Genomic DNA, 19,965 nt, shown 5'->3' on the forward strand with positions numbered 1-19,965 from the left:
CCATGGCCGCCCAGAGCCCCGTGAAGAAAGTCGTGCTCGCCTATTCCGGGGGCCTCGACACCTCGATCATCCTGAAATGGCTGCAGGAGACCTACGCTTGCGAGGTGGTGACCTTCACCGCCGACCTGGGCCAGGGCGAAGAGCTTGGCCCGGCCCGCGAAAAGGCTCTCCTGATGGGGGTCAAGCCCGAGAACATTTTCATCGAGGACCTGCGCGAAGAGTTCGTGCGCGACTTCGTCTTCCCCATGTTCCGCGCCAATGCGGTCTATGAGGGGATCTATCTGCTGGGCACCTCGATCGCCCGGCCGCTGATCGCCAAGACCCAGATCGACATCGCCCGCAAGGTCGGCGCCGACGCGGTCTGTCACGGCGCCACGGGCAAGGGCAACGACCAGGTGCGCTTCGAACTCGGCTACTACGCCCTCGAGCCCGACATCCGGGTGATCGCCCCCTGGCGCGAGTGGAGCTTCGCCAGCCGCGAGGCCCTGCTGGATTTCGCCGAAAAGCACCAGATCCCGATCGCCAAGGACAAGCGCGGCGAGGCGCCGTTCAGCGTCGACGCCAACCTGCTGCACTCCTCGTCGGAAGGAAAGGTGCTGGAGGACCCCTCGGTCGAGGCGCCGGAATTCGTCTATCAGCGGACCATCGCGCCTGAGGATGCCCCCGACAAGGCGCAGGTCTTCACCATGGACTTCGAGGGCGGCGACCCGGTGGCCATCGACGGCGAACGCCTGTCGCCGGCCGCCCTGCTGACCAAGCTGAACCAACTGGGCCACGACAACGGCGTCGGCCGCCTGGACCTAGTGGAAAACCGCTTCGTCGGCATGAAGTCGCGCGGCGTCTACGAGACCCCGGGCGGCACCATCCTGCTGGCCGCCCACCGCGGCATCGAGTCGATCACGCTGGACCGCGGCGCCATGCACCTGAAGGACGAGATCATGCCGCGCTATGCGAGCCTGATCTACAACGGCTTCTGGTTCTCGCCTGAGCGCGAGATGCTGCAGGCCCTGATCGACAAGAGCCAGGACCTGGTCACCGGCCAGGTGCGGGTGAAGCTCTACAAGGGCAACGTCGCCGTGATCGGCCGCACCAGCCCCTATTCGTTGTACGATCAGGAACTGGTCACCTTCGAAGAAGGCAAGGTCGCCTACGACCACCGCGACGCGGCGGGCTTCATCAAGCTCAACGCGCTGCGCCTGCGCGTGGCGGCGAAACGGGATCGGCGGGGGCGGTAAAGGCCGACCGTCCGACCGGCCATGGGAAGCATAGTCGACCCAGCTCTGAGGTTATCGGCCCAGCGCGCGCTGCTGGGTGCGATTTATCCGAATTTCCGGGCGATCAAAGTGACCGCGAATGGCTCGCAGATTGTCCTGACTGTCATCTGCGAAGCCGCGCCTGATGAGACTGAGATAGACGCAGTCTCGGCCGCTGCAGCGGAGATCGTCGCCGATTTCCCACATGCGAGCATCAGCGAACAGGTGATCGTCATCAATGGCCCGCTTCCTGTGGAAGATGCACTGGTGGCGGGATGGGTTTTTCAACGCGCCGAATAGATCTGCCCCCCAGCATTCCCTGAATGCTGATGCGCCCTGAAGCCCTTGGTCAGATTGGAGCTCTGGCGATCGGCAGGGTCAAGGACCGGCCCTTTGGGCCGGCCGCGGGGCGGCGGCGCTCCGCGCCGTCCTTGACGCGGTCGAGCGCTAGAGCAGACTCGCCTCCAAGGTCTTAGGGTGGGGTCTGGCCGTGCGTTTGGAATAACGCCCGAAGCCCCCTACGGCGCCAGCCGATACCCCCCCGCCTCGGTCAGCAGCAGCTTCGCCCCGCCGGCGTCGGGCTCGATCTTCTGCCTCAGGCGATAGACGTGGGTCTCCAGGGTGTGGGTGGTGACGCCGGCGTTGTAGCCCCACACCTCGGTCAGCAATTCCTCGCGCGTCACCGGCGTCTCGCCGGCGCGGTAGAGGTATTTCAGGATGCTGGTCTCTTTTTCCGTCAGCCGGATCTTCTTCTGCTTCTCGTCGATCAGGAGCTTGGTCGCCGGGCGGAACTCATAGGGACCGATGCGGAACACCGCGTCTTCCGACTGCTCGTGGCTGCGCAGCTGGGCGCGGATGCGGGCCAAGAGCACGGCGAACTTGAACGGCTTGGTGACATAGTCGTTGGCGCCGGCGTCCAGGCCCTGGATGGTGTCGGCGTCCTGGTCGGCGGCGGTCAGCATGATCACCGGCGCCGAGACCCCAGCGGCGCGCAGGCGCCGGCAGACCTCGCGCCCGTCGATGTCGGGCAGGTCGACGTCCAGAAGGATCAGGTCGGCCCGGCTCTTCACCGCCTCGGCGGCCCCCGCCTCGCCGGTGGCGGCGGTGTGGGTGGCGAACTCGTCGCCGATGGCCAGCTGCTCGGCCAGGCTCTCGCGAACCTCGGCGTCGTCGTCGATGATCAGGATGGTTTTACGTTGCGCCATAAGGGGGAACATGCACCGTTCCGCGCCTCGACGTAAAGCATGGGCTCAGCAGCATGGCGCAGGTCTTCACCGCCTGGTCCGACGGCCGGTTCGATCTCGGCGGGCGCAAGGTCGCCTGCGCGCTGGGCCGTTCGGGGGTGATCGCAGCCGAGGACAAGCGCGAGGGCGATGGGGCGAGCCCCTTGGGGATGTGGCCGGTGCGCCGGCTGCTCTATCGCCCGGATCGGGTCGGCAGACCGGTCACCGCCCTGCCAACCCAGGCCCTGGAGCCGGACGACGGCTGGTGCGACGCGCCTGGCGATCCCGCCTACAACCGGCCGGTCAAGCGGCCCTACCCCGCCAGCCATGAGGCGCTATGGCGCGAGGACCACCTCTACGATCTGGTCGTGGTGCTGGGCCACAATGACGATCCGCCGGTCGCGCCCATGGGCTCGGCCATCTTCCTGCACTTGGCGCGGGAGGGATACGCGCCGACCGAAGGCTGCGTGGCCCTGAGCCGGCCGGACATGGAAGCCTTTCTCGCCCAGGCGCAGCCGGGCGCGGTCTTGGAGATCAAGCGGGCGGAGTGAGCTACGCCTTCGGGACCCGCGCCCCGAACAGGGCCGAGCCGACCCGGACCGAGGTGGCGCCGAAACGGATCGCGGTCTCGAAATCGTCGCTCATGCCCATGGACAGGCGCTCCAGCCCATTGCGGGCGGCGATCTTGGCCAGCAGCGCGAAGTGCATGGCCGGCTCCTCGTCCGACGGCGGGATGCACATCAGGCCCTCGGGCTGCAGGCCGTAGTCGTCGCGGCAGGCGGCGATGAAGGCGTCGGCCTCGGCGGGGATCACGCCCGCCTTCTGCGGCTCCTCGCCGGTATTGACCTGGACATAGAGGCGCGGGCTCTTGCCGGCGCGCTGGATCTCCTCGGCCAGCACCCGGGCCAGCTTGGGTCGGTCCAGGGTCTCGATCACGTCGAAGAAGGCGACCGCCTCGCGCGCCTTGTTGGTCTGCAGGGGGCCGATCAGGTGCAGGGTCAGGCCGGCCCGGTGCGGCGTCCAGCGCTCCATGGCCTCCTGCACGCGGTTTTCGCCGAAGGTGGTTTGGCCGGCGGCGAGCACCGGCTCTATGTTGGCCCAGGGCTGGGTCTTGCTGACCGCGACCAGCCTGACGCCCTCGGGATCGCGCCCGGCGGCGCGGGCGGCCCGGGCCATGCGGTCCAGGATCTCGGTGAGCGGGGCGTAGGGGGCGGGCGTCGTCATCGTGAGCGTGCATACAAGACTTTCCCCCCTGGCCGCCACAGCGCGTCTGCTGTCACGGCGTGCGAACCCCGGGCTGCCGGGGCTGTGGTTCGTCACCGATCCGGCGCGGACGCCCGATCCTGTCGCCACGGTCGCTCAGTTGCCGCGGGGCTCGGCGGTGATCTTCCGCGCTTTCGGCGCCACTGACGCGGTGGAGCTAGGACGGGCGCTGCGCCAGGCGACGCGCAAGGCCGGGGTGCTGCTGCTGGCCGGTGCCGACTCGGCCCTGGCCCGGCGAATCGGGGCGGACGGGATTCACCTGCCGGAGCGGCTGGCGCACCGCGCCGGCCAGCTGAGGCGCGCGCGGCCCGGCTCGCTGGTCACCGCCGCGGCCCACGACGCGGCCGCCATCCGCAAGGCCCGGCGGGCCGGCGCTCAAGCCGTGCTGGTCTCGCCGGTGTTTCCAAGCCGCAGCCCCTCGGCGGGCCGTCCCTTGGGCGTGCTGCGCTTTCAGGCCCTGGCGCGCGGCGCCGGCGTGCCGGTGGTCGCTCTCGGCGGGATCAATTCGCGCACGGCGCGGCGGCTGAAGGGGACGTGCGCGGCGGGGCTTGCTGCGGTTGAGGGGGTGACCGCCCCCTAACCCGCCCGCCTCTGCGCGTACATGGCGTGGTCGGCCTGGCCCAGGGCCTCCTCGGCGGTCATGCCGGGGTCCAGCTGGCGCACGCCATAGGTGATCTTCAGCGGCACCAGCCAGTCGCCGCAGGCCACCGGCTGGGTTTCGATCGCCGCGGCCATGGCGCCGGCGCGGGCCAGGGCGGCGCCCAGGTCGGCCTGGACCAGGATCACACCGAATTCGTCGCCGCCGATGCGGCCGATCACGTCGCCCTCGCGCACATGGGCGGCCAGGCGCTCGGCCACGCCCTTCAGCGCCTCGTCGCCCGCGGCGTGACCGAAGCGGTCGTTGACCGCCTTGAAGCCTTCCAGATCGAAATAGACCAGGCTGCAGGGGCCGCCAAAGCGTTGGCTGAACGCCAAGATCCGCTTCAGTTCGCGCAGGAAGGCGCGGCGGTTCAGGAGCGGGGTCAGGGCGTCCAGGTCGGCCAGGTCTTCGGCCTCGTTCAGCCGCGCCTTCAGCCGCCCCACCTCGCCGCGCAACTCGTCGATCTCGCTGATCAGCCGGGTCAGGGCCGCGCGCACCGCCGGGGTCAGCTCGGCCTCGACGATTCCCAGGAATGAGGCGCTGTCGGGGGCCTGCACGGCGCCCGGCATCTGCGCGGCCTCGGCCACCAGCGCCGCTCGCCGGCGCACTGCGGAGAGGGGATCAGCCCTCACGCCCAGAAGCTTCATGTGGCTTCATCCGCGCCTGGCTTTCCGTCCCCCGAGGCCGGAATCGCCAAGCTTGCCCCGAATCCTAGCTGTGATTCGGTTGCGGCCGTAAAGCGCAGCCCTATACTCCGCGCCTTTCCGCGTGGGACTGCCCAAGCTTTTCCCGGAATCACAAAGGGATGCGAGATGAACGCTGAGTCGGCGCCGGTCGCCATCATCATGGGCAGCCGCTCCGACTGGCCCACCATGAAGGCCGCCGCCGACGCGCTGGAGGCGCTGGGCGTGGCCTATCATGCCAAGGTGGTCTCGGCGCACCGCACCCCGGACCGCATGTACGCCTTCGCCAAGGGGGCCAAGGCGGCCGGCTACAAGGTGATCATCGCCGGCGCCGGCGGGGCGGCGCACCTGCCCGGCATGACCGCGTCGATGACCGAGCTGCCGGTCCTGGGCGTGCCGGTGGAGTCCAAGGCGCTGAAGGGCATGGATTCGCTGTTGTCGATCGTGCAGATGCCGGGCGGAATTCCGGTCGCCACCCTGGCGATCGGCGAGGCCGGCGCCCGCAACGCCGGACTGCTGGCTGCGCGGATCCTAGCCCTGGGCGATGCGGACCTGGCCCAGCGCGTTGCCGAGTATGCCGCCCGCCAGAGTGATATGGTGTCCGAAAGCGTCGAGGACTGAGCCTTAATGCCTGAATTTCCGCTGCCGCCCGGTTCGACCATCGGCATTCTCGGTGGCGGCCAGTTGGGCCGGATGCTGGCCTTGGCGGCCGCGCGGCTGGGCTTCGACACCCTGATCCTGTCGCCGGAGCCGGACGGCATCGCCGGGCGTGTGGCTACACACAATATCGTCGCGCCCTATGACGACCGCGACGCGCTCGAGGCCGTCGCCCAGATGGCGAGCCTTGTGACCTTCGAGTTCGAGAACGTGCCGGCCCAGGTGGTCCAGACCTTGACCGGCCTCGGCGTCGAGGTGGCGCCGGGCGCCCTGGCCCTGGCCACCGCTCAGGACCGGGTGGTGGAGAAGACCTTCCTCAATGAATGCGGCGTCCCGACCGTGGCCTTCGCCGCGGTTGACGACCTTGCGAGCCTTGCCGAGGCCATCGACCGGATCGGCGCGCCGTCGCTGCTGAAGACCCGGCGCGAGGGCTATGACGGCAAGGGCCAGACCTGGGTCGAGAGCCACGCCGACGCAGCCGCCGCCTGGGAGCGGATCGGCCGGGCCCCGGCGATCCTGGAGGCGCCCGCCGACTTCACACGCGAGCTGTCGGTGATCGCGGCCCGCAGCCGCTCGGGCGACGTCGTGGCCTATCCGGTGGGCGAGAATCACCACCAGGACGGCATCCTGCGCCGCACCCGCGCCCCGGCCGATCTGAGCAAGGCCGCTCGCGAGCAGGCCGAGACCATCGCCGCCCGGATCCTGACGCGCCTCGACTATGTCGGGGTGATGGGGGTCGAACTGTTCGAGTTGAAGGACGGACGGCTGGTGGTCAACGAATTCGCGCCGCGGGTGCACAATTCCGGCCACTGGACCCTGGACGGCTGCGAGGTCGATCAGTTCGAGCAACACATCCGCGCCGTGGCCGGCTGGCCGCTGGGGCCGGTCACGCCCCTGGCCCGGGTGGAGATGGAAAACCTGATCGGCGACGAGATCCACACTTGGCCCAGGCTCGCCGCCGAGCTGGAGGCGCGCCTTTGGCATTACGGCAAGGCCGAGGCGCGTCCCGGCCGCAAGATGGGCCACGTCAACCGGCTGTGGCCGCTGAAGGATTGAGAACCGGGGGTCAGGCCCGGCCGTAACGCATCCGGCCAAGGGTCTCGGCTACGTCGCGCAACAGGGTCGATGGTTTCAGTCCCGCCTTCCAGGTCTCGAAGGCCATGACGTTCTCGATCCGCGCCGACAGATAGGCGCTGGCCGCCGGACGACCGGAGGAGAGCCGCACGGCCAGGGTCGAGGCGAGGATGCCCGACAGGATGGCGCGCTTGGAATAGTGGTTCTCGTCGGTGGCCGTATCGCCGGCCCAGCGCCAGATGATGTCGGCGCTGTCCCAGGTCAGGCGCAGGCCCAGGGGCGCATTGCCGGGCAGGGCCAGGAAGCCGGCGCAGCGGCGCACCGCCGCCTCGTCCGCCATGGCCGCGTCCAGCCGCGCCTCGACGGCTCTCTGGATTCGCTGGCGGATCTTCAGCGACTTGGGGTCGACGCCCGAAAGCGCCGCCAGGGCCGCCGCGTCATGGCGCCGCGAGAGCAGGGCGGCCAGGTCGCGGGGGCCATTGGGCAGCAGAAGCTCGGCCTCGCCGTCGGACAGGCCCGCCTCGCGTGCGGCCTCGGCGATTAGGCGCTCGCCCCAGCCAAGCCTTGGAGCGAGGCTCAAGGCCGAGTTCAGCAGGCGCTGTTCGGCGAGGTCGGCCCAGTCGGCTTCCGGTTGGTTCATGAGCGCCTCTATACACGCAAGCTGTGGCCGACTCACCATGGACATTCGGGTGCGCCTCTGGTATCTGCGCGCCCAACATTCGGAAGGGTTCCTTCCGGTGGCGGTTTCGTGTTCGCTGTCACGCCCTTGCAGCCCCGCTTTCGGGCCAGCGCCAGCGATCTAGGAGGACTTGGTCATCGTTCAGATTTTCGTGCGCGACAACAATGTCGACCAGGCGCTCAAGGCCCTGAAAAAGAAGATGCAGCGCGAAGGCTCGTTCCGCGAAATGAAGCGGCACGTGCATTATGAAAAGCCGTCGGAGAAGCGTGCTCGCCAGAAGGCCGAGGCCGTCCGCCGCGCCCGCAAGCTGGCCCGCAAGCGCGCCCAGCGCGAAGGCCTGATCGCCGCGCCAAAGAAGCCCGCCCGCACTTAAGAGTCGGACTGGCTACGAGAGTTTCAGGCCGCGCAGGATCGCCTGCGCGGCCTTTGTCGTGTCGGGACCGTTCCCTTCTCCCCCTCCTTCCCCCGCAAGGGGGGAAGGGATTTTACTCCGCTCTTCCCGCCAAACTCGCGAAGAAGTGCCTAGGCTCGAACCGTGAGTTCGACAGCGCCCCGGCCCGGAACGCCCGTCCGGCGACCCAGAGCTCCAGGCCCGTCAGGGCGAACATCAGAGCCCCCGAACCCACCACCTGCCACCAGGGCGGCCCGCTGGCGGCTCTCGCGGCCATCATGAACGGGGTGAAGGGCGGGAACCAGGACAGGGCCTGCACCAGGGGCGCGTCGGGGTGCAGCATGGCCTGGTTCATGAACACCAGGGGCACGCTGAGCAGGATCATCATCGGCCCCAGGAGGGTCTGCGCCTCGCGGCTGGTCTCGCAGAAGGCGCCGATGGTGGTGAACAGGGTCGCGTACATCAGATAGCCGCCGATGAAATAGACGGCGAAATAGATGATGAGGCCCTTGGACAGCATCACCTCGACCAGGGTCTTGACGATCCCGGCGTCGACCTTGAGCAGGATGGCGAGGCCGATGGTGAGCCAGACCCCAAGCACGGTCGAGGTCACCGCCGCCACGCCAAGGATCTTGCCGCCCATGATCTCGGGCACCGAGGCCGAGGTCAGCAGCACCTCGAGGATGCGGCTCGACTTCTCCTCGATCACGCTGTTGAGCAGGATGCCGGCGCCGGTCAGCACCACCATCCACAGCAGAAGGCCCATGGCCAGGCCAATGGCCATCTGCAGCCGCTCGCGATCGTCCACCCGCCCGCCGGCGGCCTTGGGCGAATAGCTGGTGAGATGCGGCTGCAAGGCGTCGATCGCCGCCAGGGTCTTGGCGTCAACCCCGGCCTTGGCCAGCCGGTCCTGGCGCATCAGGTCCGAGAGGGCGTTCGAGATCGCGTTCTCCACCGAGCGGTCGGCCGGGTTGCGGCTCCAGGCATCGACGGCGACGCCCTCGCCCTCCGGACGGATGATCGCGGCGACGTCGAGCCGCCGGCCGTCTGCCAGCTCCGCATCGCCGCCGACAAGGCCGCGCAGGGCGCCGGCCGGATCCGCGCCCAGGGATGCGGGATGCTCGACCACGGCGACGGGCCGTGTGGAAGGGCCGTGGCGCTCGGCCAGGGCCGGTTCGATCCGTTCGGCATAGGCGCGGCCCGTCTGGTCCAGCATGGCCACGGTCGGCACCGGGGCCACCGAGTTCGTCTGGCTGGAGGCGAACACCGCCAGGATCAGGCCCACCGGCATCAGGCCCATGGACAGCCAGAAGCCGATGGTGCGGACATAGGCGGCGTATTCGCGGCCCGCGATGCGCAAAAGGCGCTTCATGCCGCTTCTCCCGCGCTGGTCAGGACGATGAAGGCGTCGTGCAGGTGCGGCTCCTTCAGCTCGAAGCGGGTGATGTCCAGCCCTTGCGCGAAGGCGGCGCGCAGGGCGTCCTGGGCCGGGGCGCCGTTCACCAGGGTCGCCGTCACCTTCAACCCGCCGCCCTCCAGCGGCTCGGCGACGAGGTCGGCCAGGCCCGGCAGGGCGCCGACCTGGCCGGGGTCCAGGGCGCCCTCCAGCACCAGCTTGCGCGGCGCGGCGGCCCGGGCGGCCTCGACCCGGCCGTCGAACACCTTGCGCCCCTTGGCGATCAGGACCACCTGCTCGCACAGCCGCTCGGCGTGCTGCATGACGTGGGTGGAGAACAGGACCGTCGCGCCGCGCTGGGCGAGGCCGCGGATCATGGTCTCCAGCTCCTGCTGATTGACCGGGTCGAGGCCGGAAAAGGGTTCGTCCAGGATCACCAGTTCGGGTTCGTGGGTCAGGGCCGAGAGCAGCTGGACCTTCTGCGCCATGCCCTTGGAGAGGCTGCGGATCTGGCGGTTCATGGCGTGGCCCAGGCCGTGCGCCTCAAGGAGCTGCTTGGCCCGCCGCTTCGCCTCGCCGGTGGAGAGGCCTTTCAGGCTGGACAGGAAGGCGATGGCGCCGATCGGGGTCATGCGGCGATAGAGGCCGCGCTCCTCCGGCAAAAAGCCGATCTTCTCGCGGATCAGGCGCCCATCCGGCGCGCCCAGCACGCTGATGCGCCCCGCCGTGGGCTCCACCAGGCCCAGGATCATGCGGATGGTCGAGGTCTTGCCGGCGCCGTTCGGCCCAAGGAAGCCGCAGATGCGTCCCTGCGCCGCCTCGAAGCTCAAATCCCGGACCGCCTCGAAGTCGCCATAGCGCTTGGTGACCCCCTCCAGCCTCAGCGCCGCCTGCATGCCTGCTCCCAAGCCTGTCGTTGTTGGTCCAGAGCCTTACGCGGCTTTCGTCAACGCCTGGCAAACGTGGAGAATTCCATCGACGATCGCGTCGGCGTGCCGACGGCCGAGCAGATTGGCGTGGCTGGCCGTGGCGACGTTGGCCACATGGCCGTGGCGCGAAGCCTGGGCGGGCCTGGCCTGGATCGCCTTCGACCAGGCGAAGCCGCGCACCGATCCGGCGGTCACCACGGCCACCGGCCAGGCTGGATCCAAGGCGCCCGCCTGGCGCGCCTGGCGGGCGGCGGCCTCCCAGTGCTGCACCTCCTCCGAGGCGGCTCTATTGTGCGGGCCGTGGGCGAAGGCCCAGCGCTTTTGCGGCGCGGCCTCCTCGGTCAGCTCGATACGGTCGCCCAGGGCCGCCGTCAGCGGCTTGAACAGGCCCAGGCTCGCCGCCCCCGCGGCCAGGTGCGACAGGCGGCCGAAATGGACCGCATAGCGCCGAACCATCGGGTGGGTGGCGCCCTCCGGGTCGATAGCGTCGACCAGCACCAACCCCGCCACTTGGCGTGGATTTCGGCCGGCGAACAGGTGCACGTGCAGCCCGGCCATGGAGTGGCCGACCAGGATGAAGGGTCCACCCTCGCCGATCGCGGCAAGGAGCTTTTCCAGGTCCTCGGCTATGGCCAGGCCGTCGCGGGGCGAGGGGCCGCGGTCGGAGAGGCCGAGGCCCGCGCGGTCATAGGCTATCGACCTCAGGCCCCGGGCGGCCAGGCGCTCCTGCACCACCGCCCAGTCGGCGGAAAAGCCGAACGAGCCGGCCTCGAACACGATCAAGGGGGCTGTGGACTTGGGCGGGCCGGCCTCGACCCAGTGCATTCGCCGGCCGCCGATATCGGCGAACCGGCCGCGTGGATCCAAGGCGGCGCGACCCAAACCCATGCCGACTCCCTATCCGGCGAGACTTTACACTGGGAGACTAGCTGCGGATGAAAAGTCCGATCAAGTCAGGGGTTCGTAGCGCGGCTTTGCGCGACCTGCTGTGGCGGCGATTCTGGCTGGCCGGCGACCGCTTGGCGCACGAAGGTGACACCTCGAACGACCGAGTCGGCATGGCTGACGCCCAACAGGGTGGCGTGGCTGGCGGCCGCTACGTGGTCGATATAGCCATGCTGCGAACGCCGGGCCGGGGTGGCCTGCAGGTCTTTCCAGGCCTCGCGCCCGGCGACCGGCCCGGCGGTGATCACGGCCACCGGCCAGGCGGGGTCCAGGGGGCCGGCGGCCTTGGCCTCCGCGGCGGTGTTCATCCACTGGTCGACCTCGGCCGAGGCCCAGCGGTTGTGGGTCGGCGAGGCGAAGGCGCGGCGCTTTTCCGCCGAAGCGACCGGGGTAAGGCCGATCTTGTCGCCGAACCAGGTGCCGGCCAGGGGCTGGTAGAGACCGATCCGAGCCCCCCTCGCCGCCCAACGCGAGGCGGCGGCGAACTTCTCTACGAAGGCTCTCACCTGCGGCTGGTCGATTGCTTCGGGCGGCGCCGCGTCGATGAAGACCAGGCCGCGGATGCGGTCATGGTTGCGGGCGGCGAACAGCGGCATGTAGGTCCCGGCCATGGAATGGCCGACCATGATGAAAGGCCCGTCCTCGCCGGCGGCTTTCAGCAGGGCCTCGAGGTCCTTGGCCGCGGCCAGGCCGTCGCGAGGGCCGGGACCGGGATCGGAAAGGCCGAGCCCCGCGCGGTCGTAGGAGCAGGTGTGCAGGCCTTGCGCGGTGACGCGATCCTGGACTACGCCCCAGTCGGCGGAAAAGCCAAAGGCGCCGGCTTCGAACAGGACGGTGGGCTCGGCGTTCCGCTCGCCCTCGCAGACGAGGTGCATCCGCCGCCCGCCGATATCGACCAACCGTCCGCGCATGGGGTGAGAGGCCTCCGCGGCGACCAGGGCGCCGCCGGCTGCGATATAGGCCAGGATCGCCAGGATCAGGCCCGCAAGGATCTTGGAGCCGCGCCGCATGGGCCGGGATGTAGGTGAGTCGGATGTCGTTTGTAAGACGGCCGTCGGGAGGCGCGTAGTCGCAGGGAGCAAATGCGCCACTCCCCTGCGGGGTCGTATGGTGGAGGGCGCGCCAAGGCTGCGCTTGTTTTGACGATAACGTCAAAATTCTAACGCTGCGGTGCGGAAAAAACTTGAGCCCGCCGCGGGGGATAACGCGGCGGGCTCCGAAGCCTGATGATGGCAGGCGTTTCCTCCCCGAAACGCCGGAGACCGTGGGTATCTGACGACCCTCTTGTCTCTCGCAGGGTTAGAAGAACCGTATTTTGGCGGGGCTGTCAATCTTTCGACGACTTTGCAGCCATCGTCCAAAGTCACGTCGCCGTGATTTTTGACGAAAATGTCAAAACCCATATATGGTAAGGGATTGCGCGTTTCTGACAGCGCTGTAACAGTTCACAAAAGGTGAAAAATTGGGCTCGGGCCGCCCCATTTTGTGGCGCCGCACAAAAATATTTCACCGTTATTTTGCATGAACCCGACGCGATCTTGGTGAATCGGGAGGCGCTGCGGCCGCGGATCAGGGCTTCAGGCGGGCTTCCAGGGCGTCGGCGGCGGGGCTGGCCGGCTCGAAGGCGAATTCCGGCCGGGTCACCGACACCGGTCCGACGCCCTCGGCGCTCAAGGCCGCGGCGATGTCGAACAGGTCGCTGGTCTGGGCCAGGAGGCCATTGGCCCGCCGCGAGGCGCCGCGCGCCAGGAACGGCTCGGTCGCCGCCTCCGCCCTGACAGACTGTTCCGGCGGCCAGGCCATGAGGCTCAGGCGCCGCGCCCGGGCCCGGGCCTCGACCACGCCCAACAGGCGCCGCACCGAACCCAACTGGCCCGCAGTCCAGGCCGTCTTCAGGCTGGCGGCGAGCTGGGCCTGGCTCTTCAGGATCACCCCGTCCGACAGGATCTTCAGCCCGTTGGCGCGCAGGGTGGCGCCGGTGGTGGTGATGTCGACCACCAGCTCGGCCGCCCCGGCCGCGGGCGCGCCCTCGGTGGCCCCGCCGGACTCGACGATGCGGTAGTCGACGATGCCCAGCCGGGCGAAGAAGGCGCGGGTCTGGGCGGTGTATTTGGTCGCCACACGCAGGCGCCGGCCGGTGCGCGCCGCATAGTGGGCGGCGACCTCGTCCACATCGGCCATGGTCTCGACGTCGATCCAGCTCTTGGGCGCGGCCACCACCAGGTCGGCGCGGCCAAACCCTAACGCGCGCAGCAGCATGACCTGGTCGGCCACGTGCTCCCCGCGCTCGCGCAGCAGGTCCTCGCCGGTGACGCCCAGGTGGATGTCGCCGGCGTCGAGCGCCGCGGCGATGTCGCTGGCCGAGAGCAACTGCACCACCACGTCAGGCAGGCCGACGATCTCGGCTCTGTAGCCGCGCTCGCCGCCCTCGACCTCCAGGCGGAAGCCGCTGTCCGACAGCCAGGCCTCGCACTGTTCCTTCAGCCGCCCCTTGGAGGGCAGACCCATGATCAGGGGCGCCGTGCTCATGACAGGGCTCCCGACCAGGCCCGCGCTGGGCGCACCATGCAGCCGACCGCTCCGGTCTGGCCGCCGCCCAGCCGCACCGGCAGGGCGTCGTAGCGACCGCCGCCGGCGACCGAGAAGCCTTCGCCCAGGGCGGCGCTGCGCACCTCGAACAGCATGCCGTCGTAGTAGCCGAAGGCGCGGCCGAAGCCGGTGGCGAAGCTCATGCGCTCGCGCGGCGCGCCGGCCGCCTCCAGGGCGTCGAGCCGCTGCGACCAGGCGCCTAGCGGACCGTCGAGGTTCACGCCAAGGGCGGCGATCTGCGCCAAGGCCGCGCGCGGCTCGCCGGAAATCTCCAGATAGCGGCGGATCAGCCCGGCCTCGGCCTCGGTCAGGCGCGGGGCGCTGGCGGCGGCGGAACGCTCGATCAGCCGATGGGCGATCTCGCCGGCGCTGCGCCCGCCGACCTGCTGCACCCCGGCCAGGGCCCAGAGGTCCTGCAGAACGGCCACCGCCTCGGTCTCGGGCAGGCCCGCCAGCAGCGAGGCGATGCGGTCGCCCTGGCGCTCGGCGACGTCGCCCGACTGGGCGCGCTCCAGCTCTGCGCCCATGGTGCGTGGGCGGGAAAAGGCGCGGATCAGACGCTGGGTCAGTGGCGCGGCCAGGCCCAGGGCGGCGACGAAGGCGCGGTAGAGGCCGACATCGCCCAGAAGCAGGGAAAGATCGTCCCGCCCCCCGGCGCTGGCTGAGCGCCAGGCCAGGCTCGCGACCTCGGCGTCGGCCGCGGCCAGGTCGGCGCCGCCGAAGGCTTCCAGGCCGACCTGCAGGAATTCCTCGGGATGGTCCGCCCCCGCCGGCGAGACGCGGAAGGCGCGGCCCTCATAGGTGTAGCGGCCGGCAGCGGCGCCTGAGGCGATGTGCTCGCGGGCCACGGCGATGGTGAAGTCGGGACGCAGGCAGCTCTCCTCGCCGCCCTGGCCCTGCACCACGAACAGGCGTGCGTGCATGGCCTCGCCGGCCAGGTCCAGGATCAGGCCCAGGGGCTGGATCACCGCCGGGTCGATGGCGGCGCCGGCGCCGGCGAAGGGCGCGCGAATGGCGGCCCGCACGCTGTCGGGAACGGCCGGCTCCAGGCGCATCAGCCAGCGTCCACGATACGGCGGACGACCGAGACCAACTCGTCCCGCGAGACGGTCACCTGCCCCGGCCGCTCGGCGCGCCAAGCCTGGTTGTCGGTGACGCCCGCGGCCAGTTCGCGGCCGAGGTCCAGGTCCTTGATGGTCACCTGGCCGGCGGCGATCTCGTCCCCGCCCATGATCACGGCCGCCGGCGATAGGCGCCGGTCGGCGTATTTCATCTGCGCCTTCATCCCCGAGGTCCCCAGATAGACCTCGGCGGCGATCCCGGCGGCGCGCAGCTCGCCGGCGGCGGCGAAATAGTGGGCCATGGCGGCCTGGTCGAAGGCGATCACCACCACCGGGCCGCGCGCTTTCTCAGCGGAATCGCGGCCGGCGGCGCGCAGGGCCGCGATGAGGCGCGAGACGCCGAAGGAAAAGCCCGTGGCCGGGGTCCGTTCGCCGGTGAAGCGGGCCACCAGGTCGTCATAGCGCCCGCCGCCGCCCACCGAGCCGAAGCGCATCGGCTGGCCGCGCTCGTCGGTGGTGTCCAGCAGCAGCTCGGCCTCGAAAACCGCGCCCGTATAGTATTCAAGCCCGCGCACGATCGAGGGATCGAAGCTCGCCCGGTCCGCGCCGACGCCCAGGCTGGTCAGGGCGGCGTCGATCTTCGCCAACTCCTCCAGCCCCTCGTCGCCCTCGGCCGAGCCGCCAATGGCCTCGGCGATGCTGGAAAGCGTCCCGGCTCGGTCGGGCTGGCCGGCGGTGACGAAGGCCAGCACCCGCTCGGCCGCCGAGGCCGAGATCCTGGCCCCGACCGTGAAAGCGCCCGACTCGTCCTTGCGCCCTTCGCCCAACAGGTGGCGCACTCCGTCCGGCCCCAGCCGGTCCAGCTTGTCCACCGCACGCAGCACCGCCAGGCGCTGGCCCGCATCCTCGACCCCGGCGGCGCTCAGAAGGCCGTTCAGGAGCTTGCGATTGTTGATCTTGACCACCGCCTGGCCGGGCTGAAGGCCGATCGCCTCCAGCCCCTGGCTCATCATGGCGATCATCTCGGCGTCGGCCTCGGGACGGGCCGAGCCCACCGTGTCGGCGTCGCACTGGATGAATTCGCGGAAGCGGCCAGGCCCCGGCTTCTCGTTGCGCCAGACCGGGCCGACAGCATAGCGGCGGAATGGCTTGGGCAGGGTCTCCCAGTGCTGGGCGGAAAAACGGGCGAGGGGCGCGGTCAGGTCATAGCGCAGCGCCATCCACTGCTCGTCATCGTCCTGCAGGGCGAAAACGCCCTCGTTCGGCCGGTCGCTGTCGGGCAGGAACTTGCCGAGCGCGTCGGCATATTCGAACGCGCCGGTGTCCAGCCGCTCGAAACCGCAGCGCTCATAGACTTCCGCGATCGCCTCGATGATCCGGCGCTCTGCGCGCAGGTCGGCGGCGCGCTTGTCGGCGAAGCCGCGCGGCGTGCGGGCGATGGGTCGGAAGGTCTCGCTCATGCTGCGGCGCATAAAGGATCGCGCGCGCGGGGGCAAGAAAGCCGCTCGCCGCCGGGGCTGGAACCAGCGGAACGGGCGCCCTATCTCTCCCGTTCGCCCCAGGATCGAAAACGACGGGCGCAGGAGCCTCGAACACCATGAGCAAGGCTGCAGCATCCGAGGCTGAGTCCCCGTCGCGCCTGATCGACGCTCGCATCGCCGAGCTGGGCGACTGGCGCGGCGAGACCCTCGCCCGCGTCCGGGCCCTGATCAAGGAAGCCGAGCCCGAGGTGGTCGAGACCTGGAAATGGCGCGGGGTGCCGGTCTGGGAACGCGACGGCATGATCTGCACTGGCGAGACCTACAAGGCCGCCGTCAAGCTGACCTTCGCCAAGGGTGCGGCGCTGGACGACCCGGCAGGCCTGTTCAACTCCAGCCTGGACGGCAACGTCCGGCGCGCCATCGACCTCCACGAGGGCGAGCCGGTCAACGGCGAGGCGCTGAAGGCGCTGGTGCGGGCGGCCGTGGCCCTGAACCGGTCGAAGGGTAAGAAGTAGCGAGCATCGGGCGGTAGCACCCCGTTTACCGGATCGGGTTAACACCGGGGAAACCACGTTCGCGCTCACGAGGCCGTCCATGTCCTGCGATGTCGCCGTCGCCGCCTTTTTAATGTTCGCCTCCGCTGGCGACGCCCAGCAGGCGCGGCTGATCCTGGCCGACGCCGCGGCGCCGGCCTCGGTGGCTGGCGAGCCGCTGTTCCACGACATCGTGCTGAGGGCGGCCGGGCTGAAGTCCCAGGTCGAAACCTGGCGCGCCGGCATCGGCCAGGCCGCGGGCCCCGTGCCGCTTAGCGGCTTTGAGGCCTTCAGCGCCCGTATCGGCGAGCTTTCGGCCCTCGACGAGAACGGCCACAAGCTACTGGTCTCGCGCGGCGCGGCCGACGACCTCAAGTGCATCCTGCACGGCATCGCCCAGGACCTGCCGGCCAAGCTCGAAGCGGTGAAGGCGGCCAAGACCGGTCATGAGGAAGACCTGGCCCTGCGCGACATTGCCTATCTGCTCAACGACAATGTCGAGGTGATCACCGCCCCGCCGCAGCCGCCGGCCTGATGGACTTCAAGGTCACCGCGATCGTCGCCGCCGCCGCCCTGGCCGCGACGCTCTTCTTCGGCTGGCGCGGGGCGCGGCCGCCCAACCTGATCAAGGGGCCGCGCATGATACCGCACCGGTTCCTGATGGTGCTGTCGGCGGCGGTGCTGCTCTTGATGCTGGTGCATCTGGTCAACCTGGCCGGCATCCACACCGGCGGGACCACCCGCTGATCTAGACTTCGGTCTTGGTGATCTTGCCGGTGGCCAGGCGGCGGTCGGCGGCGCCCGAATATTCCGTGCCCAGATAGGTAGCCCGGGCCCGGTCCAGGGTCTCCTTGCCGCCGCGCAGGCCGCGCTTGTGGCCGCCCTGGCCCATCATCTGGGCGGCGTAGGCCGCTTCGCTGACCTTGGGCGGTTCCGGCTCCTCGCGGACGGGCGTGGTGGCGATGGCCGGCAGGTTGGGCTGGGCCGGTTCGGCCTCATGCGTCTCCTGCGCTTCGGCGCCCGAGACGCCGCCCACGCGCACCACCCGGCTGACGCCGGAGACGGGTCTCAAGGGGCGGATCGGGTCGGTCATCGCGCGGCCAGCCTAGATTGCGCCGGTTAAGAAGCCGTGGCCGGTTCCGCGGGCCTATTCCTTCGCCGCCAGCTTGGCGATCTGCTGCTGCATTTCCTCGATGCGCTTCTTCAGGTCGTCCAGGCCGGTGTCGGCCGGCGGGGGCGTTTCGGCGGCCGGCTCCGCCGCCGGGGCCGCAGCGGCGGGCTCGTCCGGGCGGCCGAAGGCGAATGGGGTGAACATCTTCATTGCCCGGTCGAACATGGCCATGTTCTGACGGACCTGCTCCTCCATGAAGCCCATGCCTGGCGGAACCGAAAGCCCGGCCGCGCCCATCTGCCCGCGCATCCGCTCCTGCTGGCGGGTGAAGTTGTCCAGGGACAACTCCAGGAAGCTCGGCACAAACGCCTGCATGCTGTCGCCATAGAAGCGGATCAGCTGGCGCAGGAACTGGATGGGCAGCAGGTTCTGTCCCCGGCTCTCTTCGTCGAAGATGATCTGGGTCAGGACGGACCTGGTGATGTCCTCGTTGGTCTTGGCGTCGTAGACGACGAAATCGACGCCCTCCTTGACCATCTCGGCCAGGTGCTCGAGCGTCACATAGGCGCTGGAGCGGGTGTTGTAGAGCCGCCGGTTGGCGTACTTCTTGATGACCACGCGCTCACCGGTTTGGTCGGCTTCTGCCATCGGGTTCCTCAGGGCGGCGCCACTCAAGGGCAATGGAATCGTTGTTTTCCGCGCTGCAGTATCGCGGATGCAGCAGACAAGCGCCAGTCGTCGATTTGACACTCGAAATCGGCATGATCGCGTGACGAACCCGCCCGGTTGGGGCAATGGTTAGGAGAGCCGCGCCCGCGGCCGCACGGCCGGTATCGTTTGGGCGCACACTTGTGGAGCAAGGTTCATGAGCAAAGTCGTCATCGTCTCCGCCGCCCGCACGCCGGTCGGTTCTTTCAACGGCGCCCTCTCGAGCCTGCCCGCCCATGAGTTGGGCGCGATCGCCATCAGGGCCGCGGTCGAGCGCGCCGGGGTCGACGCCAAGGAGGTGGACGAGGTGGTGATGGGCCAGGTGCTGCAGGCCGGCGCCGGCCAGGGCCCCGCTCGCCAAGCCTCGATCAAGGCTGGCGTGCCGGTGGAGAGCCCGGCCTGGAGCCTGAACCAGCTCTGCGGCTCGGGCCTGCGCGCCGTGGCCCTGGGCGCCCAGCAGATTCTGGAAGGCGACGCCAAGATCGTCGTCGCCGGCGGCCAGGAGAGCATGAGCCAGTCGCCCCACGCCGCGAACCTGAGGAACGGCCAGAAGATGGGCGACCTCGGCTTCGTCGACACCATGATCAAGGATGGCTTGTGGGACGCCTTCCACGGCTATCACATGGGCCAGACCGCCGAGAACATAGCCGCCCGCTGGCAGATCACCCGCGAAGACCAGGACAAGTTCGCGGTCGCCTCGCAGAACAAGGCCGAGGCCGCCCAGAAGGCCGGCCGCTTCAAGGACGAGATCGCCCCCGTCACCATCAAGGGCCGCAAGGGTGACACCGTGGTCGACCAGGACGAATATATCCGCCACGGCGCGACCTACGACAGCGTCTCGGGCCTGCGCCCGGCCTTCACCAAGGACGGCTCAGTCACCGCCGCCAACGCCTCGGGCCTCAATGACGGAGCCGCAGCCCTGGTGCTGATGAGCGAGGACGAGGCCAAGAAACGGGGGCTCAAGCCCTTGGCCCGCATCGCGTCCTGGGCCCATGCCGGGGTCGAGCCGGAGATCATGGGCACCGGCCCGATCCCCGCCAGCCGCAAGGCCCTGGCAAAGGCCGGCTGGTCGATCGGCGACCTGGATCTGATCGAATCCAACGAGGCCTTCGCCGCCCAGTCGCTGAGCGTGGTGCGCGAGCTGGGCCTGGATCCCGACAAGGTCAACGTCAACGGCGGCGCCATCGCCATCGGCCATCCGATCGGCGCCTCGGGTGCGCGGATCCTGACCACCCTGCTGCACGAGATGGGCAAGCGCGACGCCAAGAAGGGCCTGGCGACCTTGTGCGTCGGGGGCGGCATGGGCGTGGCGCTCTGCGTCGAGCGAGACTGAACTAGAAACGGCGAGG

Annotated in this window: 24 protein-coding genes; 11 read left to right on the top strand and 13 right to left on the bottom strand. The window is 69.6% G+C overall.

All coding sequences use genetic code 11. The features are described from left to right. Positions 1-2 precede the first annotated feature (2 nt). Both KCG34_RS18510 and KCG34_RS18515 read left to right on the top strand, forming a co-directional pair. Positions 3-1,235: an argininosuccinate synthase gene (locus KCG34_RS18510; RefSeq protein WP_211937095.1), complete on the top strand. Its 1,233-nt coding sequence runs from the start codon at positions 3-5 to the stop codon at positions 1,233-1,235. Between the two features lie 21 nt (positions 1,236-1,256). Then, positions 1,257-1,553: a MafI2 family immunity protein gene (locus tag KCG34_RS18515; protein WP_211937096.1), complete on the top strand. Its 297-nt coding sequence runs from the start codon at positions 1,257-1,259 to the stop codon at positions 1,551-1,553. Positions 1,554-1,771: 218 nt separating this feature from the next. On the opposite strand, the gene KCG34_RS18520 is transcribed toward KCG34_RS18515, so the two are convergent. Next, positions 1,772-2,458, bottom strand: a complete 687-nt coding sequence (locus KCG34_RS18520) for a response regulator transcription factor (RefSeq protein WP_211940885.1) — start codon at positions 2,456-2,458, stop codon at positions 1,772-1,774. Positions 2,459-2,511: 53 nt separating this feature from the next. On the opposite strand from KCG34_RS18520, the gene KCG34_RS18525 reads away from it, so the two are divergent. Beyond that, entirely contained in the window at positions 2,512-3,027 is a 516-nt protein-coding gene (locus tag KCG34_RS18525) for a L,D-transpeptidase family protein (RefSeq protein WP_211937097.1), read from the top strand. Between the two features lies 1 nt (position 3,028). Here KCG34_RS18525 and KCG34_RS18530 read toward each other — a convergent pair whose 3' ends face one another. Then, the gene (locus KCG34_RS18530) at positions 3,029-3,700 is read right to left on the bottom strand and encodes a YggS family pyridoxal phosphate-dependent enzyme (RefSeq protein ID WP_376788201.1); all 672 of its coding nucleotides are present in this window, start codon (positions 3,698-3,700) and stop codon (positions 3,029-3,031) included. A 1-nt stretch (position 3,701) separates the two neighbouring features. On the opposite strand from KCG34_RS18530, the gene KCG34_RS18535 reads away from it, so the two are divergent. Next, positions 3,702-4,319, top strand: coding sequence for a thiamine phosphate synthase (locus KCG34_RS18535; RefSeq protein ID WP_249138076.1), 618 nt, complete (start codon positions 3,702-3,704; stop codon positions 4,317-4,319). On the opposite strand, the gene KCG34_RS18540 is transcribed toward KCG34_RS18535, so the two are convergent. Beyond that, positions 4,316-5,026: a GGDEF domain-containing protein gene (locus KCG34_RS18540; RefSeq protein WP_211937098.1), complete on the bottom strand. Its 711-nt coding sequence runs from the start codon at positions 5,024-5,026 to the stop codon at positions 4,316-4,318. The genes KCG34_RS18535 and KCG34_RS18540 overlap by 4 nt on opposite strands. Before the next feature lie 165 nt (positions 5,027-5,191). Between KCG34_RS18540 and purE the strand changes: the two genes are divergently transcribed. Continuing rightward, positions 5,192-5,683, top strand: coding sequence for a 5-(carboxyamino)imidazole ribonucleotide mutase (gene purE / locus KCG34_RS18545; RefSeq protein WP_211937099.1), 492 nt, complete (start codon positions 5,192-5,194; stop codon positions 5,681-5,683). Positions 5,684-5,689: 6 nt separating this feature from the next. Further along, positions 5,690-6,775, top strand: coding sequence for a 5-(carboxyamino)imidazole ribonucleotide synthase (locus KCG34_RS18550; RefSeq protein ID WP_211937100.1), 1,086 nt, complete (start codon positions 5,690-5,692; stop codon positions 6,773-6,775). A gap of 10 nt (positions 6,776-6,785) precedes the next feature. Here KCG34_RS18550 and KCG34_RS18555 read toward each other — a convergent pair whose 3' ends face one another. Further along, positions 6,786-7,433, bottom strand: coding sequence for a COQ9 family protein (locus KCG34_RS18555; protein WP_211937101.1), 648 nt, complete (start codon positions 7,431-7,433; stop codon positions 6,786-6,788). A 175-nt stretch (positions 7,434-7,608) separates the two neighbouring features. Here KCG34_RS18555 and rpsU point away from each other — a divergent pair, with 175 nt between their 5' ends. Beyond that, the gene (rpsU, locus tag KCG34_RS18560; RefSeq protein WP_211940888.1) at positions 7,609-7,845 is read left to right on the top strand and encodes a 30S ribosomal protein S21; all 237 of its coding nucleotides are present in this window, start codon (positions 7,609-7,611) and stop codon (positions 7,843-7,845) included. A gap of 112 nt (positions 7,846-7,957) precedes the next feature. Here the strand turns inward: rpsU and KCG34_RS18565 are convergent, their stop codons facing one another. The 7 genes from KCG34_RS18565 to hisS form a co-directional block, all read right to left on the bottom strand. Further along, positions 7,958-9,235 carry an ABC transporter permease gene (locus tag KCG34_RS18565; protein ID WP_211937102.1) on the bottom strand — a complete coding sequence of 426 codons (1,278 nt, stop codon included), beginning with the start codon at positions 9,233-9,235 and terminating at the stop codon, positions 7,958-7,960. Continuing rightward, a complete protein-coding gene (locus tag KCG34_RS18570) occupies positions 9,232-10,155 on the bottom strand; it encodes an ABC transporter ATP-binding protein (RefSeq protein WP_211937103.1) in 924 nt (307 codons plus the stop codon). Before KCG34_RS18570 ends, KCG34_RS18565 begins: the two co-directional genes overlap by 4 nt. Before the next feature lie 36 nt (positions 10,156-10,191). After that, positions 10,192-11,076, bottom strand: a complete 885-nt coding sequence (locus KCG34_RS18575; protein ID WP_211937104.1) for an alpha/beta fold hydrolase — start codon at positions 11,074-11,076, stop codon at positions 10,192-10,194. Positions 11,077-11,141: 65 nt separating this feature from the next. Continuing rightward, positions 11,142-12,143: an alpha/beta fold hydrolase gene (locus KCG34_RS18580; RefSeq protein ID WP_211937105.1), complete on the bottom strand. Its 1,002-nt coding sequence runs from the start codon at positions 12,141-12,143 to the stop codon at positions 11,142-11,144. A gap of 559 nt (positions 12,144-12,702) precedes the next feature. Further along, on the bottom strand, positions 12,703-13,662 hold the full coding sequence (gene hisG / locus KCG34_RS18585; protein WP_211937106.1) for an ATP phosphoribosyltransferase: 960 nt from the start codon (positions 13,660-13,662) through the stop codon (positions 12,703-12,705). After that, positions 13,659-14,777 carry an ATP phosphoribosyltransferase regulatory subunit gene (locus tag KCG34_RS18590; RefSeq protein ID WP_211937107.1) on the bottom strand — a complete coding sequence of 373 codons (1,119 nt, stop codon included), beginning with the start codon at positions 14,775-14,777 and terminating at the stop codon, positions 13,659-13,661. Before KCG34_RS18590 ends, hisG begins: the two co-directional genes overlap by 4 nt. Next, on the bottom strand, positions 14,777-16,243 hold the full coding sequence (gene hisS, locus KCG34_RS18595; protein ID WP_376788202.1) for a histidine--tRNA ligase: 1,467 nt from the start codon (positions 16,241-16,243) through the stop codon (positions 14,777-14,779). Before hisS ends, KCG34_RS18590 begins: the two co-directional genes overlap by 1 nt. 137 nt (positions 16,244-16,380) lie before the next feature. Between hisS and KCG34_RS18600 the strand changes: the two genes are divergently transcribed. The 3 genes from KCG34_RS18600 to KCG34_RS18610 all read left to right on the top strand — a co-directional run bounded on the left by KCG34_RS18600 (position 16,381) and on the right by KCG34_RS18610 (position 17,544). Next, on the top strand, positions 16,381-16,779 hold the full coding sequence (locus KCG34_RS18600; protein ID WP_211937109.1) for a DUF1801 domain-containing protein: 399 nt from the start codon (positions 16,381-16,383) through the stop codon (positions 16,777-16,779). Between the two features lie 79 nt (positions 16,780-16,858). Next, on the top strand, positions 16,859-17,332 hold the full coding sequence (locus tag KCG34_RS18605) for a hypothetical protein (protein WP_211937110.1): 474 nt from the start codon (positions 16,859-16,861) through the stop codon (positions 17,330-17,332). Next, the gene (locus tag KCG34_RS18610) at positions 17,332-17,544 is read left to right on the top strand and encodes a hypothetical protein (RefSeq protein WP_211937111.1); all 213 of its coding nucleotides are present in this window, start codon (positions 17,332-17,334) and stop codon (positions 17,542-17,544) included. The genes KCG34_RS18605 and KCG34_RS18610 overlap by 1 nt, the downstream gene beginning before the upstream one ends. Before the next feature lies 1 nt (position 17,545). Here KCG34_RS18610 and KCG34_RS18615 read toward each other — a convergent pair whose 3' ends face one another. Together KCG34_RS18615 and phaR are read right to left on the bottom strand one after the other, a co-directional pair. Next, positions 17,546-17,890: a hypothetical protein gene (locus KCG34_RS18615; RefSeq protein WP_367576008.1), complete on the bottom strand. Its 345-nt coding sequence runs from the start codon at positions 17,888-17,890 to the stop codon at positions 17,546-17,548. A 54-nt stretch (positions 17,891-17,944) separates the two neighbouring features. After that, a complete protein-coding gene (phaR, locus tag KCG34_RS18620) occupies positions 17,945-18,556 on the bottom strand; it encodes a polyhydroxyalkanoate synthesis repressor PhaR (protein ID WP_211937112.1) in 612 nt (203 codons plus the stop codon). Positions 18,557-18,773: 217 nt separating this feature from the next. Here phaR and KCG34_RS18625 point away from each other — a divergent pair, with 217 nt between their 5' ends. Beyond that, complete coding sequence (locus KCG34_RS18625) at positions 18,774-19,949, top strand: acetyl-CoA C-acetyltransferase (RefSeq protein ID WP_211937113.1); 1,176 nt, start codon at positions 18,774-18,776, stop codon at positions 19,947-19,949. Positions 19,950-19,965: the final 16 nt, after the last annotated feature.

The sequence above is a fragment of the Phenylobacterium montanum genome, assembly GCF_018135625.1.
Classification (GTDB): Bacteria; Pseudomonadota; Alphaproteobacteria; order Caulobacterales; family Caulobacteraceae; genus Poindextera; species Poindextera montana.

Excerpts from the sequence above, each read along its gene's own strand:
- KCG34_RS18605 (WP_211937110.1), top strand. The coding sequence starts at position 16,859 with ATGTCCTGCGATGTCGCCGTCGCCGCCTTTTTAATGTTCGCCTCCGCT.
- KCG34_RS18520 (WP_211940885.1), bottom strand. The coding sequence starts at position 2,458 with ATGGCGCAACGTAAAACCATCCTGATCATCGACGACGACGCCGAGGTT.
- KCG34_RS18555 (WP_211937101.1), bottom strand. The coding sequence starts at position 7,433 with ATGAACCAACCGGAAGCCGACTGGGCCGACCTCGCCGAACAGCGCCTG.
- KCG34_RS18580 (WP_211937105.1), bottom strand. The coding sequence starts at position 12,143 with ATGCGGCGCGGCTCCAAGATCCTTGCGGGCCTGATCCTGGCGATCCTG.
- KCG34_RS18530 (WP_376788201.1), bottom strand. The coding sequence starts at position 3,700 with ATGACGACGCCCGCCCCCTACGCCCCGCTCACCGAGATCCTGGACCGC.
- KCG34_RS18610 (WP_211937111.1), top strand. The coding sequence starts at position 17,332 with ATGGACTTCAAGGTCACCGCGATCGTCGCCGCCGCCGCCCTGGCCGCG.
- phaR (WP_211937112.1), bottom strand. The coding sequence starts at position 18,556 with ATGGCAGAAGCCGACCAAACCGGTGAGCGCGTGGTCATCAAGAAGTAC.
- KCG34_RS18510 (WP_211937095.1), top strand. The coding sequence starts at position 3 with ATGGCCGCCCAGAGCCCCGTGAAGAAAGTCGTGCTCGCCTATTCCGGG.
- KCG34_RS18565 (WP_211937102.1), bottom strand. The coding sequence starts at position 9,235 with ATGAAGCGCCTTTTGCGCATCGCGGGCCGCGAATACGCCGCCTATGTC.
- KCG34_RS18575 (WP_211937104.1), bottom strand. The coding sequence starts at position 11,076 with ATGGGTTTGGGTCGCGCCGCCTTGGATCCACGCGGCCGGTTCGCCGAT.
- KCG34_RS18625 (WP_211937113.1), top strand. The coding sequence starts at position 18,774 with ATGAGCAAAGTCGTCATCGTCTCCGCCGCCCGCACGCCGGTCGGTTCT.
- KCG34_RS18600 (WP_211937109.1), top strand. The coding sequence starts at position 16,381 with ATGAGCAAGGCTGCAGCATCCGAGGCTGAGTCCCCGTCGCGCCTGATC.
- KCG34_RS18550 (WP_211937100.1), top strand. The coding sequence starts at position 5,690 with ATGCCTGAATTTCCGCTGCCGCCCGGTTCGACCATCGGCATTCTCGGT.
- KCG34_RS18570 (WP_211937103.1), bottom strand. The coding sequence starts at position 10,155 with ATGCAGGCGGCGCTGAGGCTGGAGGGGGTCACCAAGCGCTATGGCGAC.
- hisG (WP_211937106.1), bottom strand. The coding sequence starts at position 13,662 with ATGAGCACGGCGCCCCTGATCATGGGTCTGCCCTCCAAGGGGCGGCTG.
- KCG34_RS18515 (WP_211937096.1), top strand. The coding sequence starts at position 1,257 with ATGGGAAGCATAGTCGACCCAGCTCTGAGGTTATCGGCCCAGCGCGCG.
- KCG34_RS18540 (WP_211937098.1), bottom strand. The coding sequence starts at position 5,026 with ATGAAGCTTCTGGGCGTGAGGGCTGATCCCCTCTCCGCAGTGCGCCGG.
- KCG34_RS18615 (WP_367576008.1), bottom strand. The coding sequence starts at position 17,890 with ATGACCGACCCGATCCGCCCCTTGAGACCCGTCTCCGGCGTCAGCCGG.
- KCG34_RS18525 (WP_211937097.1), top strand. The coding sequence starts at position 2,512 with ATGGCGCAGGTCTTCACCGCCTGGTCCGACGGCCGGTTCGATCTCGGC.
- purE (WP_211937099.1), top strand. The coding sequence starts at position 5,192 with ATGAACGCTGAGTCGGCGCCGGTCGCCATCATCATGGGCAGCCGCTCC.
- KCG34_RS18590 (WP_211937107.1), bottom strand. The coding sequence starts at position 14,777 with ATGCGCCTGGAGCCGGCCGTTCCCGACAGCGTGCGGGCCGCCATTCGC.
- hisS (WP_376788202.1), bottom strand. The coding sequence starts at position 16,243 with ATGAGCGAGACCTTCCGACCCATCGCCCGCACGCCGCGCGGCTTCGCC.